Source organism: Streptomyces sp. 2323.1 (assembly GCF_900221035.1).
In the GTDB taxonomy this organism is placed as follows: domain Bacteria; phylum Actinomycetota; class Actinomycetes; order Streptomycetales; family Streptomycetaceae; genus Streptomyces; species Streptomyces sioyaensis.
Window position 1 is genome coordinate 2,944,561 of record NZ_LT907981.1, and the last position, 13,625, is coordinate 2,958,185.

A 13,625-nucleotide genomic window follows, 5' to 3' on the forward strand; every position below is an offset into this window, starting at 1 on the left:
AGCGATACCTAGACGTCGATCTTGGAGAGGCGGCGGATGAAGAAGAACCCCAGGCCGTACAGGGCGAAGGCCACCACGACCGCGAGCTGGCCGAGGAAGGAGGAGGTCATCCGGTCGATGGCACCGGGCGCGATCCGGTTCATCAGCAGCAGGGTGCCGATGCCGAGCAGCGGCACGACATAGGCGGTGACCACGACCTGGGAGAGCTGGGTGCGGACCTCACGGCGGGTCTCCTTGCGCTCCTCCAGGGTCGTGGTGAGGTTGCGCAGCGAGCCGACGACGGTGCCGCCGGCCCGGTTGGAGAGCACCAGGGTGGTGACCAGGACGACGAGTTCGCGGGAGGGGAGGCGTTCGGCCAGCTCGCCGAGCGCCTCGTCGATGGAGTGGCCGACGGCGAGCTTGTCGGAGACCTTGGCCAGCTCCTCGCCGGCCGGGGCCTCCAGCTCCTCGGCGGCCATGCCCAGCGCCGTACGCAGCGCCAGCCCGGCCTGGGTGGCGTTGGCGAGGATCCGGGAGAGTTCGGGCAGCTGGTTGATGAACCTCTCGATGCGCTTCTGCCGCTGCCAGTTGAGGAAGGCGAAGGCCGCCCAGATTGCGACCAGGGCGGCGATCGGGCCGAAGAAGGGGGCGAGGGTGGCCTGCGCGACCAGCCAGAGGACCGCGACCGCGGCGAGCATGGCGACGAAGAACTCGCCGGGGGTGACGTCCAGGCCGGTGGCGGCCAGCCGCAGTTCGAGGCGGCGCCCGAAGCGGGTGCCGCGCAGGGTCCGGTCGACGGACGGGAAGCGGCGGCGGCGTCCGCCGGTCGGCAGCGCCCGCTCGTCGGCGAGCCGGTCGACGACGGCCTGCCGCTGGGCGCGCCCGGCCGCGTACGTCCGGACGCCGGCGATCGCCAGCAGCCCGCACAGCAGCGTGGCCCCGATGGCGAGCAGGGCGAGGGGGGTCGTGGAGGCCGTGGTCAGCCCCCCGGCGGCAGTGGTCGGGGCCCAGCCGGTCATGAGGTGGCCTTCCGGGTGGCGAGTTGGTCGTCGGTGGCCGCCACGCCGAAGGCGGGCGGGGTGGGTTCGCTCGCCATGAAGAGGCGCTCGGCGACCCGGCGCGGCAGCGGGAAGTAGCGGAACCGGCCGTGCACGATGCGGTCCGCGCCCATGGGTTCGGCGTCGAACCGGCAGACCGTGGCGATCCGGTAGTCCTCGTGGCCGCGGGAGTCGAGGATGGCGATCTCGCTGATCCGGCGGGAGCCGTCGGCGTGCCGGGAGAGCTGGACGATGCAGTCGACGGCGCTGTTGATCTGGTCCCGCAGCGCCTCGAAGGGGATCTTGACGTCCGACATGGAGGCCAGGGTCTGCAGCCGCATCAGGGCGTCCTCGGCGCTGTTGGCGTGGACGGTGGCGAGCGAGCCGTCGTGGCCGGTGGACATCGCCTGGAGCATGTCGAGGGTCTCGCCGCCGCGCACCTCGCCGACGATGATGCGGTCGGGGCGCATCCGCAGGGAGTTGCGGACCAGGTCGCGGATGGTGATCCGGCCCTTGCCCTCCACGTTGGGCGGGCGGGACTCCAGCCGGATCACATGGGACTGCTGGAGCTGGAGTTCGGCGGCGTCCTCGACGGTGATGATCCGCTCGCCGTCCGGGATCAGGCCGGAGAGCGCATTGAGGAGCGTGGTCTTGCCCGCGCCCGTGGCCCCGGAGACCACCACGTTGAACTTGGCCCGCACCAGCCCCGCCAGCAGCATCAGCATCTGCTCGTCGAGGGTGCCCATGCCGATGAGTTCGGCGAGGGTGTAGGCGCGGGGGAAGCGGCGGATGGTGAGGGTGGCGCCGTTCAGGGCGAGCGGCGGAATGATGACGTTGACGCGTTCGCCGGACGGCAGCCGGGCGTCGACCATCGGATTCGACTCGTCGACCCGGCGGTTGACGGTGGAGACGATCCGCTCGATGGTCTGCATCAGCTGCTCGTGCGAGGCGAAGCGGACGGGCAGCAGCTCGACCCGGCCGGAGCGCTCGACGTAGACCTGGTCCGGGCCGTTGACCATGATCTCGGTGATCGAGGCGTCTTCGAGGAGCGGCTCCAGCACCCCGAGACCGAGCGCCTCATCGACCACCCGGCGGATGAGCTGGGCGCGTTCGGCGGTGGAGAGCACCGGGCCCTCGCGGCTGATGATGTGGCCCAGGACCCGCTCCAGCCGCGAGCGGCGCTCGGCCGCGGCCAGCGAGGACATCTCGGCGAGGTCGATCTCCTCCAGCAGCTTGGCGCGGTAGAGGGCGACCATATGGCTGTCCTCGCGCGCCTCACCGGCCGGTTCGGGTGCGACGATCCGGGCTTTCAGGCTCATCGCGGGGCTGCTCCTTCGTACGTGTCCGCGGCGGCCCCGAGGCCGAGGGCGCCGGGTTCCTGCGGGCGGGGCATGGTGGCGCTGCGGCGGGCGGTGCCGAAGTCGGCGACGCCGGGGATGATCGAGGGGATGGTGACCTGCACCGTCGCGCGGACCGAACCGCCGCCGTCGCCGCCCACGGTGATCCCCGCCTTGACCCAGTCGCTCATCGCGGCCCGGCCGGCGGCCTGCGGGTCGGCCGGGTGGTCGGCCCGGTCCATCGAGGCGGTACGGGCCGCGGCGCGGGCGCCCGTACCGGCCTGCTGGACGGCGAACGCCGCCAGCCCGAGCTGGACCACGGCCAGCCCGACGACCAGCAGGATCGGCAGGAAGCCGAGGAATTCGAGGGAGACCTGGCCCCGGTCGCGGCCGGGGCCGCGCAGCCGGGCGGGGCCGCGGAGCCGGGCGGGGCCGCGGAGCCGGGCGGGCAGACGGACGGCGTCACGCAGCCGGGCGGGCAGACGTACGGCGCTCACCGGGGGTCCTCCTTCGCGGCGCCGGCCGAGCCCTCGGCCGTCCATGGGAAGCTGCCCGCGCCGGGGAAGAGCACCGGGACCTCGATATGGACCGTCGCCTTCCACACACCTGCCGCGGGGCCGCAGGAGATGGTGGCACCGCCCCGCCAGGAGCTGGGCAGTTCGTGCTCGGCGGCGGCACGGCAGGCGCCGGCGCCGCCGCCCTCGGTCGCGGTGCCGGCCCGCGCGCCCCGGTCGGCGGAGTGGGCGGCGAGCGCATAGGCGTAGCCGACCAGCACCAGTTCCCACAGCAGCGCGAGGATCAGCAGGATCAGCGGGAGCATGCCGAGGAACTCCACGGAGACCTGCCCCCGGTCGTCACCGCCCAGCGGGCGCCGCACCGCTCAGCCCTCCTCGTAGGGGCCGGCCGGGTCGAACGGCCCCGTACCGCCCCTGGCCGCGGGCCCGCGACGGCCGGCGAACCGGCCGCCGGACCCCGATCCGTCCCCGGAGACCGGCCCTGATGCCTGACCCGGAATTGTCCCGGGACCGGAAGCCGCCCCCGCCGCTATGGCCTTGCGCTTGCGCCCGGTCAGCGTCGGACGCGCCCGGTGGCTGCCGCGGCCCTGCCGGGCGGCCGGCGACTCGACCAGCGCGAGTTCGGCCGCCAGGGCGCACAGCGCCTGCTTGACCGTCGAGCGGTTGTCGAGGTCCTGCAACCGGCCCGCGTCCACACAGGGCTGGAGCTCCTTGAAGGCGGCCGGTACGTGGGTCCTGGCGACCTGGGTGCCGGTGGCCTTGGCGACCAGCGGCGGCTGGATCTCGGTGTTGCGGGTGAGGCGGTTGACCACGGTCGTGGTGTCCTCCGCCTTGCGGATCTGCAGCCGGTCCCACAGCCGCACCTGACGCTTGGCGGCCCGTACGGCCACCACGTCCGGGGTGGTCACCAGCAGCGCCGTCTCGGCGAGTTCGACGGCCGCGGCGTTCGCGGACTGCATCTGGGAGCCGCAGTCGACCAGCACGACCTCGTAGCGGGAGCGCAGTGCGCCGAGGATCTGCCGGGCCGCCCGGTCGTCGACCTCCTCGCCGCGCTCGCCCTCCTCGGGCGCCAGCAGCAGCCCCAGACCGGTGTGGTGGTCGTGCACCGCGTCCTGGAGAACCCGTACGGAGATGTCCTGGATGCCGGCCAGGTCGACGACCGAGCGGCGGAACTGCACATCCAGATAGGAGGCCACATCGCCGGACTGCAGATCCAGGTCCACCAGCGCGACGCTGCGGCCCGCGGCCCGGGCGGCCAGGGCGAGTTGCACGGCGGTGACGGTGGTGCCGACCCCGCCCTTGGCACCGGTCACGGTCACCAGCGTGCCGGCCGGCCCGGGCGCCGCCTCCGTGCTGCCCCCCAGGTGCACCCGTACGCCGGCCGCCCACTGGGCGGCGGCCTGCACCCGGGCGGCCAGCTCCTCGTAGCCGAGCGGCAGGCCGACGACGCCGCGGGCGCCGGCGTCCATCGCCGCGGAGAACAGCGCGGGCCCGGCATCCGCGGTGATCAGCACCACGCCGACGGCGGGAAAGCGCAGCGCCACCTCCCGGATCAGCTCCAGCGCCGGCGCCGGCCCGATCCGCTCGTGGACGACCACCACCTCGGGGAGCGCCTCGACCGCGGACGGCCCGCCGGCGGACGCTGTCCCGTCCCCCTGGGCGGCGGCCCGGGCGAGCGCGTCGAGCAGCGCGGCGGAGTCGGCGACCGCGGGCGCGGGCTCGGCATCCGGCAGCTGGTGGAGCAGCGAGGAGACCACGCGTGCGGCGTCCGGGTCGCCGATGGCCGAAAGGATGCGGATGGTCACCAGGGGCTCCGGGTCACTTGTCGCCGTCGAGGGTGTAGGTGCGCTGGCCGGGCGGGATGGCGGTCTCGCTGCCGGGGGCGAGCAGGGCGAGCCGCACATGGGTGGCGAAGGACTCGGCGTAGGCGACCCGTTGGGCGTCCCGGGTGTCGAGGGCGAAGGTGATCGGGACGGCCTCGCCGGCCTGCCGGCCCGCGGTGGTGTCGCCCGGGTCCTTGGTCTCCAGAGGCGTCAGCTTGCCGACGTCGATGACCTGGGCACCGGCCACGATGACCTTGGAGACCGGCTTGTCCTCGGGGCGCTTGCCCTCGAAGGTGGCGTAGATGTTCACCCGCGCCCCCGGGTTGATCTTGCCGGCCACTCCGGTCGCGGCGTCGATCATGATGGCGATCTCCTGCTGCCCGGCCTGCAGCGCGGGCCGCTCGACGATCATGTCGTCCTGGAGCAGCGACCCCTTCTTCAGCGGGGTCACGGCAATCTTGCCGCTGACCTTGTCCAGGTCGGTCACGGCGGTGGGCGGCAGCCATCGCTGCGGCATCGTCACCTTTTCGAACTGCCCAGGATCCAGCGCTTTATAGGCGGCGACATCCGTCTTCAGCCGGTACGCCGTCTTCTCGGGACCGACCTTGGACTCGACGTTCTTGATCACCGACAGCACGCCGATGAACGCGCCGATCGCACAGAGAACCGACAGGAGCAGCAGGATCGCTCCGCGGCGCTGGCGTGAGTTCATGGGGGAGGAACCTCGATCGGGGGACGGGGAGCAGGGGCGGACGGCCGGCGACTGCCGGGCCGGCCGGGGCGGGGCGGGGCGGGGGCCGCGGTCGGCCCGGACGGACTCAGCGCACGCGGGCCACCGTCCGCGGGGTACCGGGGGCGCCGCCCGGCCGGCCGGCCGGGTCCGGGTGGCCGGCGAAGGAGGCCTGGCCGGGCGAGGAGGCGTGGCCGGGCAGGTCCCAGCGGGCGGGGGCGCACGGGGCGTCGGACGCGTAGGGGTTGCCGGGCACCGGGGGGCCGGACCCGTACGGGTTGCCGGGGACGGCCGGGCCGCCGGGCGGGCGCTCGGGGCCGCGGACGGCGGGGTGTTCCGGGGCGTGGACGACGGGGTGTTCCGGGGCATGGACAGCGGGGTGTTCCGGGGTGGCCGGGGCGGCCGGATGTTCCGGTGCGCCGGTGCCGGCCGGGTGTTCCGGGGCACCCGGCGTACGCTCCGGGCCGCGGACGGCCGGATGTTCCGGTGCGCCGGGGCCGGCCGCCGGACCGGTGGCCCGGGCAGCGGCCACCTCCGGGAGGGCGCGCACCTCCTGGGCTTCAGGGACGGCCGACGGGGCCTCAGGGACAGCCGACGGCGCCTCCGCCGCGGCCTGAGGTAGGGGACGGGGCCCTGGCCTGGGCCCGGGCGCGGCTATGGCCGCCGGCCCCTGCGCCGGGCCGCCACCCCCTGCCGCCCGTGCCCGCGACAGCGGCGCCGCGCAGAACGCGCAGCGGTCGCCGAGGAGTTCCTGGCCGCACCAGCCGCACTGCTCGCGCCGTACGGAGCTCACCAGCTGATGGAGGACCGACGGGTCCGGTATGGCCGCGGCGAATTCGATCAGCTTCCGGGTCCCCCACCAGCAGGTGGACTCGTCGGGCAGCCGTGCCTCGTACACCCCCTGCACCTGCCAGGCGGGGGCGAGCGTCGTGGTCACCCAGTCGCCGGTGAACTGGCCGCGGGCGAGCGCGAGCTGGGTGGTGAAGCCGGGCGCCGGCAGCCCGGGCCCGCTGCCGTGCCGGTCGAGTTGCACCAGCTGCGGCTCGGGGTGGGCGAGCACCGCGAAGTGCACGCCGGGCAGCCAGGACTTCACATGGGAGCGCAGGTCGACCTCGATGTGGTCCAGGCCGCTGACGCTGCCCAGCAGGGCGCCGGCGTGGATGTAGTGCGTCAGCAGCCGCGCCGCGCTGGCGAGGACGCCGGGGCTGAAGTCGCCCAGCGACAGCTGCCGCAGCTGACGGGCCAGCACGGCCACGCCGAGCGGCGGGAGGGACAGCGGCACGATGGCGATCCGGTCGCTCTCCAGGACGGCCCGCAGGGTGTGCAGCCGGCGGACGTGTGCGGACGGGCAGGCGGAGGAGTACAGCGCGATGAGATGGCCGTGGTGCTCCAGTACGGCGCTGGTCTCCGTCAATGCCTCGTCCAGCGGCTGGAGATGCGGGGCCTGGAGGACGACGGCGGCGGGGGTCTGCCGGTCGGACGGAGACAGCGCGAGGTCAGGGCTGGTGACTGCAATCGCGGTCGGCACGTCGCTCCCCCACTCCCTCCGGCCGCCGGGGGTCCCGGGACCGCGGATCGGCACAGCTCTGCGCCATCGGCGCCATACGCTGAGCACCTTATCCACAGAGATACGTCCCAGAGAACACGTTCTGGGCTATTGTCATGACCGCTGCCCCACGAGGAATTGGCGCATACCGGCTCAGCGGCAATCCCGGTAACCCCCGCCCCCGACCAGCGCCTTGACAGCCGTAATGGTCTGAACCACGCACCACCGGGCGCATGTGCCACTGCCCGCACAACCGCCCCACCCGTCCCATCTTCCCGGCGCCCGGGGGCAGTCGCGCGCTGGGACGCACTACCGCACCACAACAGGCGCGCCCACGGCGAGGCCCCGGGGACACGGCGAGGTCCCGGGCACCAGCGCGCCCGGGACCTCGCGTACTACTGACGTGGACTTCTGCGGCTAGCTCAGCTGCGGGTGGCGGCCGGCTTCGGCAGGGTGCAGCCGGCGGCGTTCAGATCGAGCTTGTTGCCGGCGGCGAAGCACTTCGGTATCCCGTAGGTCTCCTCCGCGTAGTTGGTGCCCTTGTGCACCGTGACATTGCCGTTCTCGTCCACCTCGCACGGGTTGTTCTCGGTGCACCTCTCGCCGTCCTCGTTGCCCGTGTTGTTGATGGCCGTGACCTTGCCCGTGGCGGTGTCGACCACCGGCGATCCGGAGGTGCCGCCGATGGTCTGGCACTGCGGGGTGTAGCGGACCGAGTCCTTCCAGGTCCAGTCGCCCTCCTTGAGGGTGGGCACGAACCCGTCGATGTTGCAGGTGTAGATCTTTTTCCAGTATCCGGAGACGACACTGATCCCGGCTCCCTTGGCCGGGTGGTCGGTGGCCAGCTCCAGCGGCTTGATCCCGTACTTCTGCTCGATCTGGGCGTAGGTCGAGCTGGTCCGGTAGAGCGTGACATCGGTGTCGGTCATCGTGGCGTAGACGACACGGTTGGCCCGGATCGTGCCCGCCCGGCCGCCCGACTTGTTCAGCAGGGTGAAGCCGCGGCTGGACGCCTGGTCGACGATGACCTCGCCCGCGCCGGGCATACCGCTTTCCAGACAGTGTCCGTTGGACATCACCAGCGCCGGGTCGTTCGGCTGCGAGTTGGGCATCCGCACGACCGAGCCGGAGCAGTTGCTCAGTGCGACGGTGCCGGCGAAGTCCACCGCCTTGGTCTTGTGTGACGAGGGAAGCGTCCGGTGCTGCGGCGCCGCCTGGGCCGTTCCGACGGTGCCCACCAGGGCTGCGGCGCCCAGCACGGCCGTGGCCAGGGTGCCGACGAGAGGTCGATTCATGTGGGGGTCCTCTCATGCTTTTTGTCACCGAAGCCCGGTCAGGGGCTTCGGATTTGTCGTGCGCATTGTTGGCTCCGCCGCCCCAGGTGGCAATCAATTTCCCCGGATCGATGGGAAGTTGCCGGGTTGGCCCGGAGTGGGCCAGGGGGCCCGGCCGTGCCGCGCATCTGGCCGCCGCATGTATTGACCAGCCCATGCCAACGCCCGAACACTGACGTCGTCGCTTCGCTCACACCCCACAGGAGACCGCATGCGACCACGTATCCGCGGCGGACGGAGCACCGTCCTCGCCGCGCTCCTCTCCCTCGCGCTCGCCGCCCCCGTCGCCGCCGCCCAGGCAACCGCCTCCCCGCCCGGCGAACCCGCCGCCGGTGCCGCGGCCCGCCCCGGACTCCCGCACCAGTACGAGGTGTCCGGCCCCGCCACGCCCGCCCAGCGCACCGCGCTCACCACGACCGGCGCCACCGTCGACGAGGTCCACGCCCGCGCCGTCGTCATCACCGCCGACCGCGCCCAGGCCGCGGCCGTACGCCAACTGGGCTACACACTCCGCCGGTTGCCCGACCCCCCGGCCACCCAGCCGGTCTCCCCCGGTACCCGGGTCAGGGACTTCCCCGCCGGGTACACGAAGTACCACACCTACGACGAGGCCACGAAGGAGATCGACGCGCTCGTCGCCAAGTACCCGAAGCTCGTCAGCAAGAAAGTCATCGGCACCTCCCAGGAGGGCCGCAACATCCTCGCCCTCAAGGTCAGCCGCAACGTCACCAAGGACGAGGCGGAGCCCGAGGTCCTCTTCACCGCGCACCAGCACGCCAGGGAACACCTCACCGTCGAGATGGCCCTGTACCTCCTGGGCGAGTTCACCTCGAAGTACGGGAGTGACCCCCGCATCACCAAGATGCTGGACTCCCGCGAGATCTGGATCATCCCGGACCTGAACCCGGACGGCGGCGCGTACGACATCGCCTCCGGCTCGTTCCGCATGTGGCGCAAGAACCGCCAGCCCAACGCCGGTTCCCGCAGCGTCGGCACCGACCTCAACCGCAACTGGGACTTCAAGTGGGGCTGCTGCGGCGGCTCCTCGTCCAGCCCCTCCTCCGAGGTCTACCGCGGCCCGTCGGCCGCCTCCGCCCCCGAGGTGAAGGTCGTCTCCTCCTTCGTCCGCAGCCGCATCGTCGGCGGAAAGCAGCAGATCAAGGCCGCCATCGACTTCCACACCTACAGCGAACTGGTGCTGTGGCCCTTCGGCTTCACCGACGACGACACCGGCCCCGGGATGACGCAGGACGACCATGACGCCTTCGCCGCCATCGGCAAGAGCATGGCCGCCAGCAACGGCTACACCCCCGAGCAGTCCAGCGAGCTGTACATCACCGACGGCGCGATCGACGACTGGCTGTGGGGCGACCAGAAGATCTTCGCCTACACCTTCGAGATGTACCCGTCGTCGTCCGGCTCCGGCGGCTTCTACCCGAAGGACACGGTGATCCCCAAGGAGACCTCCCGCAACCGCGAGGCGGTGCTCCGGCTGCTGGACATCGCCGACTGTCCGTACCGCGCGATCGGTAAAGAAGGGCAGTACTGCAAGCAGAAGTGACGCCAAACCGCCAATCGAAGGACGCCCGGCCCGGTCTCCACACCGGCGCCGGGCGCCCTCCCGCCATTCCCCTACGGGGTGCTAAAGCAGGTGATCGGCCTTGCCGGCTTTGATGTCGTGAATGAGGGAACGGAGGGCCTCTCGGCTGTCCGTCACGTAGATGTCCTCGGCACCCGCCACGGCGATGTACGCATTACCGCCGGCATCCGTCCCGATGCGAAAGCAGTTGTTGCCTTCGCCGCAGTAGGGCGCTTCCCAGCTGATGTCGGCCATGTGCCCCTCACCAATGACGCGCGATGACCTGCATGAAGTCGCGCGAACCGTCCGCCTGGAGCCGGTGTCGGGCTAGACCGCGCAACCATGTGATGGAACTCCGGCCCCTGCGCGCTGTCAACCGGCACGGCATCAAGGTCGGCCCGCCGTTCCACGGTCTCAGGCAGCCGAGGCTAGAGCAGGTGATCCGCCTTGCCGGCCTTTATCTCGCGGATGAGAGTGCGCAGGGCCTCGCGACTGTCGGTTACGTAGGCGTCCTCAGCGCCTGCCACGGCGATGTAGGCGTTGCCGTCTTCGTCGGTGCCGAGGCGGAAGCAGGCCGAGCCCTCGGCGCAGAACGGCTCTTCCCAGCGGATGTCTGCCATGGAGTGCCCCTCACAGTTGGCGCGCGATGACCTGGATGAAGTCGCGCGAGCGTTCGGGGGAGAGGCTAACCCGTTCCATTCCGTCCATCTGGGACCGGTAGCGGGTCAACTGCACATCCAGGTGCAGGAACTCCGGCCCATGCGTGCTGTCGACCTGCACGGTATCGAGTTGCGGCACCACGCCTTCCGCGTAGACCACAGTCTGCCCGGCACCCGGAAACTCTCCGGCTTCGAAGGGGATGACGCGCAGGGTCACGTTGTCGCGCTCGGACATGACCATGAGGTGCTTCAACTGGGCGAGGGCGACCGCCCGGCCCCCGAACTGCATCCGCAGTGCGGCCTCATGGATGATGCCTACGTATCCGCACGGATCGTCGCCGTCCAGCACCTGCTGGCGTTCCATCCGGTGGGCAACCCGCAGCGCGATCTCGTGCTTCGGCATGGGAGGGACGCCCACGCGAAAGATCGTGGTGGCGTGGTCGCTGGTCTGCAGCAGACCCGGAATGTGCACCGTATGCGCGGTGCGCATGCGTGCGGCGTGCCACTCGAACTCGGCGATGTCCAGCAGCCCGACAGGGAGGCTGCCCCGGTACTTCTCCCACCAGCCCCGGCCGGGCTGTGCCATGGCCACCATCCGGCCGTGGCGCGCTCGGCCGCCCGTACGATCCTGGAGGCGCACGGCCTGCACGAGGTGACCGCCGCCGCCATCCAGGTGATCGGTGAACTGGCCGCCTGCGCCTGTCTGTTCACGCCGTCCGACAGCGTCTACCTGTCACTGCGCTATCGCGACGACGCGCTGCGCATCAGCCTGTACGACGGGCACCCGCGCCATGCCCACCGCCGTCTCGCGGCGGCCTGCGACGGCAGGCGGCGGTCCGTGCTCCTGCTGCTGGCCTGTGTGATGCATACCTGCGACGGCGACTGGGGTTTCGGGGAGTCGCCGGAGCCCGGTGGCGGGACGCGGTTGTGGGCCGTACTGCCGCACGCGGGAGCTCGGGCGTACGGACAGGCGGCGTGAGCCGAGGGGTCGCCCGGTGCGGTGTCGGGCGACCCGTCCGGCTACCGCAGCGCTACACGAAGATCCCGACGACCCCCGCCACCGCGAACCCCGCGACCGACAGCACCGACTCCAGCACCGTCCAGGACTTGAGCGTGTCGCGTTCCGTGATGCCGAAGTACTTGCTGACCATCCAAAAGCCCCCGTCGTTCACATGCGAGGCGAAGATCGACCCGGCCGAGATCGCCATGATGATCAGCGCCAGATGGGCCTGCGACATGCCCTGGCCCTCGACGAGGGGGACGACGATGCCGGCCGTGGTGACGATGGCGACCGTGGCCGAGCCCTGGGCGACGCGGAGGAGGAGGGAGAGGAGGTAGGCGAGGACGATCGCCGGGAGGCCGACGTGGTGGAAGGTGTCGGAGAGGGCGGTGGCGACGCCGCTGGCCTTGAGGACGGCGCCGAAGATGCCGCCGGCGCCGACGACCAGGATGATGTTGCCGACCGGTTTGAGGGAGGCGGTGGAGACCGCCTCCAGGGACGTGCGGGACCAGCCGCGGCGGATGCCCAGCAGGTAGTACGACATCAGCAGGGCGATCGTCAGGGCGACGAAGGGGTGGCCGAAGAACTCGATCACCGAGCGGCCGGTGGAAGGCGGCAGGGCGATGGAGGAGAAGGTCGCCAGGAGGATGAGGAGCAGGGGGGTGCCGATGAGGAGGAGGACCGTCCCGAGGGAGACCGGGTCCTCGTCCGGGCCGGCGCCGGTCGCGCGCTTCTCCGCGGTGACCGCGGCCCTGGCCTCCTCGGCTGCCTCCACCATGTCCTGTGGGACGGGGACGAAGAGGCGCTTGCCGATCCAGGCCGCGTAGGCCCAGGCGGCGAGGACTGCGGGGAGGCCGCAGACCAGGCCCATGAGGAGGAGCCAGCCCAGGTCGACCTTGAAGAGGCCGGCGGCGGCGACCGGGCCGGGGTGCGGCGGCAGGAAGGCGTGGGTCATGGACAGGCCCGCGAGGAGCGGCATACAGAAGAGCAGGATCGACCTGCCGCTGCGTCGGGCAGCCGCGTAGACCAGCGGCGCGAGGACGAAGATGCCGACGTCGAAGAAGACGGGTATGCCGAAGATCAGGCCCGTGAGGCCCATGGCGAGTGGTGCGCGCTGCTCGCCGAAGAGGCGGAGCAGGCGACCGCTCAACACCTCGGCGCCGCCGGAGACTTCGAGGATCGCGCCGAGCATGGTGCCCAGGCCGATGATGATGGCGACGTGCCCGAGGATGCCGCCCATCCCGGTCTCGATCAGCGAGACGGCGTCGGACTTCTGCACCGTGCCGAAGAGTTCGGTGACGGAGAGCCCGGCGGCCAGGCCCACCGCGAGGGAGACCGTCAGCAGGGCCACGAACGGCTGCAGCCGGACCTTGATGATCAGGACGAGGAGCAGGGCGATGCCCAGGGCGGCGACCGTCAGCAGCCCCGCGGTGCCGGGTATCAGGGCGAGCAGCCCGCCGGTGTGCGGGGGCGGTGGCGCGGGGGCGGTCGTGGCGGGGAGGAACATGGGGCGACTCCGTTGTCGGGCAGGGGCCCACGGGTCCCTGGCAGGTGTTCCCGGGCAGGGGGGTCCGCGGCACGGCGACCCGTCGGTACGGGGCGCCGTGCCGTGCGGCGAATGGGGTGCGCCGAGTGGCGCTAACGGCAGGCGGGGCAAGGGAGTCGGCGCCTCAGCTCAGCACCGCGAGGGCGTCGATCTCGATGAGCAGGCCGGGCGGCAGACCGACGTAGACGGTGGTGCGGGCGGCGGGGGCCTCCTTGAGGCCCTGCTGCTCGAAGTAGGCGTTGTAGATCTCGTTCAGCTCGGCGAAGTGCGCCACGTCGGTGAGGTAGACGCGGATCATCATCGCGTCGTCCCAGCTCGCGCCGCCTTCTTCGAGGACGGCCTGGACGTTGGCGAGGGTCTGCAGGGTCTGTTCGCGCAGGGTGGGGCCGGCCGGGGTGGGGGCCTGGCCGTCGACGGCGGGCAGGAAGCCGACCTGGCCGGCGACCTGGAGGATGTTGCCCTTCTTGACGCCGTGCGAGAACTTCGCGGGCGGGGTGGTGTGGGTGGCCGGGGTGAGCGCGGTCTTCTCGGTCATGGTGG

14 protein-coding genes and 1 pseudogene are annotated in these 13,625 nt (G+C 71.8%); 2 read left to right on the forward strand and 13 right to left on the reverse strand.

The window, feature by feature from the left end:
• Positions 1 to 8: 8 nt before the first annotated feature.
• The 8 genes from CPH93_RS12080 to CPH93_RS12110 all read right to left on the reverse strand — a co-directional run bounded on the left by CPH93_RS12080 (position 9) and on the right by CPH93_RS12110 (position 8,262).
• Complete coding sequence (locus CPH93_RS12080; RefSeq protein WP_173909790.1) at positions 9 to 998, reverse strand: type II secretion system F family protein; 990 nt, start codon at positions 996 to 998, stop codon at positions 9 to 11.
• On the reverse strand, positions 995 to 2,335 hold the full coding sequence (locus CPH93_RS12085) for a CpaF family protein (RefSeq protein WP_006603415.1): 1,341 nt from the start codon (positions 2,333 to 2,335) through the stop codon (positions 995 to 997). Before CPH93_RS12085 ends, CPH93_RS12080 begins: the two co-directional genes overlap by 4 nt.
• On the reverse strand, positions 2,332 to 2,805 hold the full coding sequence (locus CPH93_RS12090; RefSeq protein ID WP_443031461.1) for a TadE/TadG family type IV pilus assembly protein: 474 nt from the start codon (positions 2,803 to 2,805) through the stop codon (positions 2,332 to 2,334). The genes CPH93_RS12085 and CPH93_RS12090 overlap by 4 nt, the downstream gene beginning before the upstream one ends.
• A 41-nt stretch (positions 2,806 to 2,846) precedes the next feature.
• Positions 2,847 to 3,230 (reverse strand): TadE/TadG family type IV pilus assembly protein, encoded by a 384-nt coding sequence (locus tag CPH93_RS36725; protein WP_231977285.1) that lies wholly within the window; start codon positions 3,228 to 3,230, stop codon positions 2,847 to 2,849.
• 3 nt (positions 3,231 to 3,233) lie between these two features.
• Positions 3,234 to 4,673 (reverse strand): AAA family ATPase, encoded by a 1,440-nt coding sequence (locus CPH93_RS12095; RefSeq protein WP_231977286.1) that lies wholly within the window; start codon positions 4,671 to 4,673, stop codon positions 3,234 to 3,236.
• A gap of 13 nt (positions 4,674 to 4,686) precedes the next feature.
• A complete protein-coding gene (gene cpaB / locus CPH93_RS12100; protein ID WP_006603419.1) occupies positions 4,687 to 5,403 on the reverse strand; it encodes a Flp pilus assembly protein CpaB in 717 nt (238 codons plus the stop codon).
• A gap of 106 nt (positions 5,404 to 5,509) precedes the next feature.
• The gene (locus CPH93_RS12105) at positions 5,510 to 6,949 is read right to left on the reverse strand and encodes a hypothetical protein (protein ID WP_096212820.1); all 1,440 of its coding nucleotides are present in this window, start codon (positions 6,947 to 6,949) and stop codon (positions 5,510 to 5,512) included.
• A 440-nt stretch (positions 6,950 to 7,389) separates the two neighbouring features.
• Complete coding sequence (locus tag CPH93_RS12110) at positions 7,390 to 8,262, reverse strand: S1 family peptidase (protein ID WP_096212822.1); 873 nt, start codon at positions 8,260 to 8,262, stop codon at positions 7,390 to 7,392.
• Positions 8,263 to 8,512: 250 nt separating this feature from the next.
• On the opposite strand from CPH93_RS12110, the gene CPH93_RS12115 reads away from it, so the two are divergent.
• Complete coding sequence (locus CPH93_RS12115; RefSeq protein ID WP_096212824.1) at positions 8,513 to 9,862, forward strand: M14 family metallopeptidase; 1,350 nt, start codon at positions 8,513 to 8,515, stop codon at positions 9,860 to 9,862.
• A gap of 81 nt (positions 9,863 to 9,943) precedes the next feature.
• On the opposite strand, the gene CPH93_RS12120 is transcribed toward CPH93_RS12115, so the two are convergent.
• The 3 genes and pseudogenes from CPH93_RS12120 to CPH93_RS12130 all read right to left on the reverse strand — a co-directional run.
• The gene (locus CPH93_RS12120; protein ID WP_096212826.1) at positions 9,944 to 10,135 is read right to left on the reverse strand and encodes a hypothetical protein; all 192 of its coding nucleotides are present in this window, start codon (positions 10,133 to 10,135) and stop codon (positions 9,944 to 9,946) included.
• Positions 10,136 to 10,308: 173 nt separating this feature from the next.
• Positions 10,309 to 10,500, reverse strand: a complete 192-nt coding sequence (locus CPH93_RS12125; protein WP_096212828.1) for a hypothetical protein — start codon at positions 10,498 to 10,500, stop codon at positions 10,309 to 10,311.
• Positions 10,501 to 10,510: 10 nt separating this feature from the next.
• Positions 10,511 to 11,134: pseudogene (locus tag CPH93_RS12130) on the reverse strand (DUF5753 domain-containing protein); the annotation flags it as partial.
• A 6-nt stretch (positions 11,135 to 11,140) separates the two neighbouring features.
• Between CPH93_RS12130 and CPH93_RS12135 the strand changes: the two are divergent.
• Positions 11,141 to 11,518: an ATP-binding protein gene (locus CPH93_RS12135; protein WP_231977288.1), complete on the forward strand. Its 378-nt coding sequence runs from the start codon at positions 11,141 to 11,143 to the stop codon at positions 11,516 to 11,518.
• A gap of 52 nt (positions 11,519 to 11,570) precedes the next feature.
• Here CPH93_RS12135 and CPH93_RS12140 read toward each other — a convergent pair whose 3' ends face one another.
• Together CPH93_RS12140 and CPH93_RS12145 are read right to left on the reverse strand one after the other, a co-directional pair.
• On the reverse strand, positions 11,571 to 13,046 hold the full coding sequence (locus tag CPH93_RS12140) for a GntP family permease (RefSeq protein WP_096212830.1): 1,476 nt from the start codon (positions 13,044 to 13,046) through the stop codon (positions 11,571 to 11,573).
• Positions 13,047 to 13,209: 163 nt separating this feature from the next.
• Positions 13,210 to 13,620: a RidA family protein gene (locus CPH93_RS12145; RefSeq protein WP_096212832.1), complete on the reverse strand. Its 411-nt coding sequence runs from the start codon at positions 13,618 to 13,620 to the stop codon at positions 13,210 to 13,212.
• Positions 13,621 to 13,625: the final 5 nt, after the last annotated feature.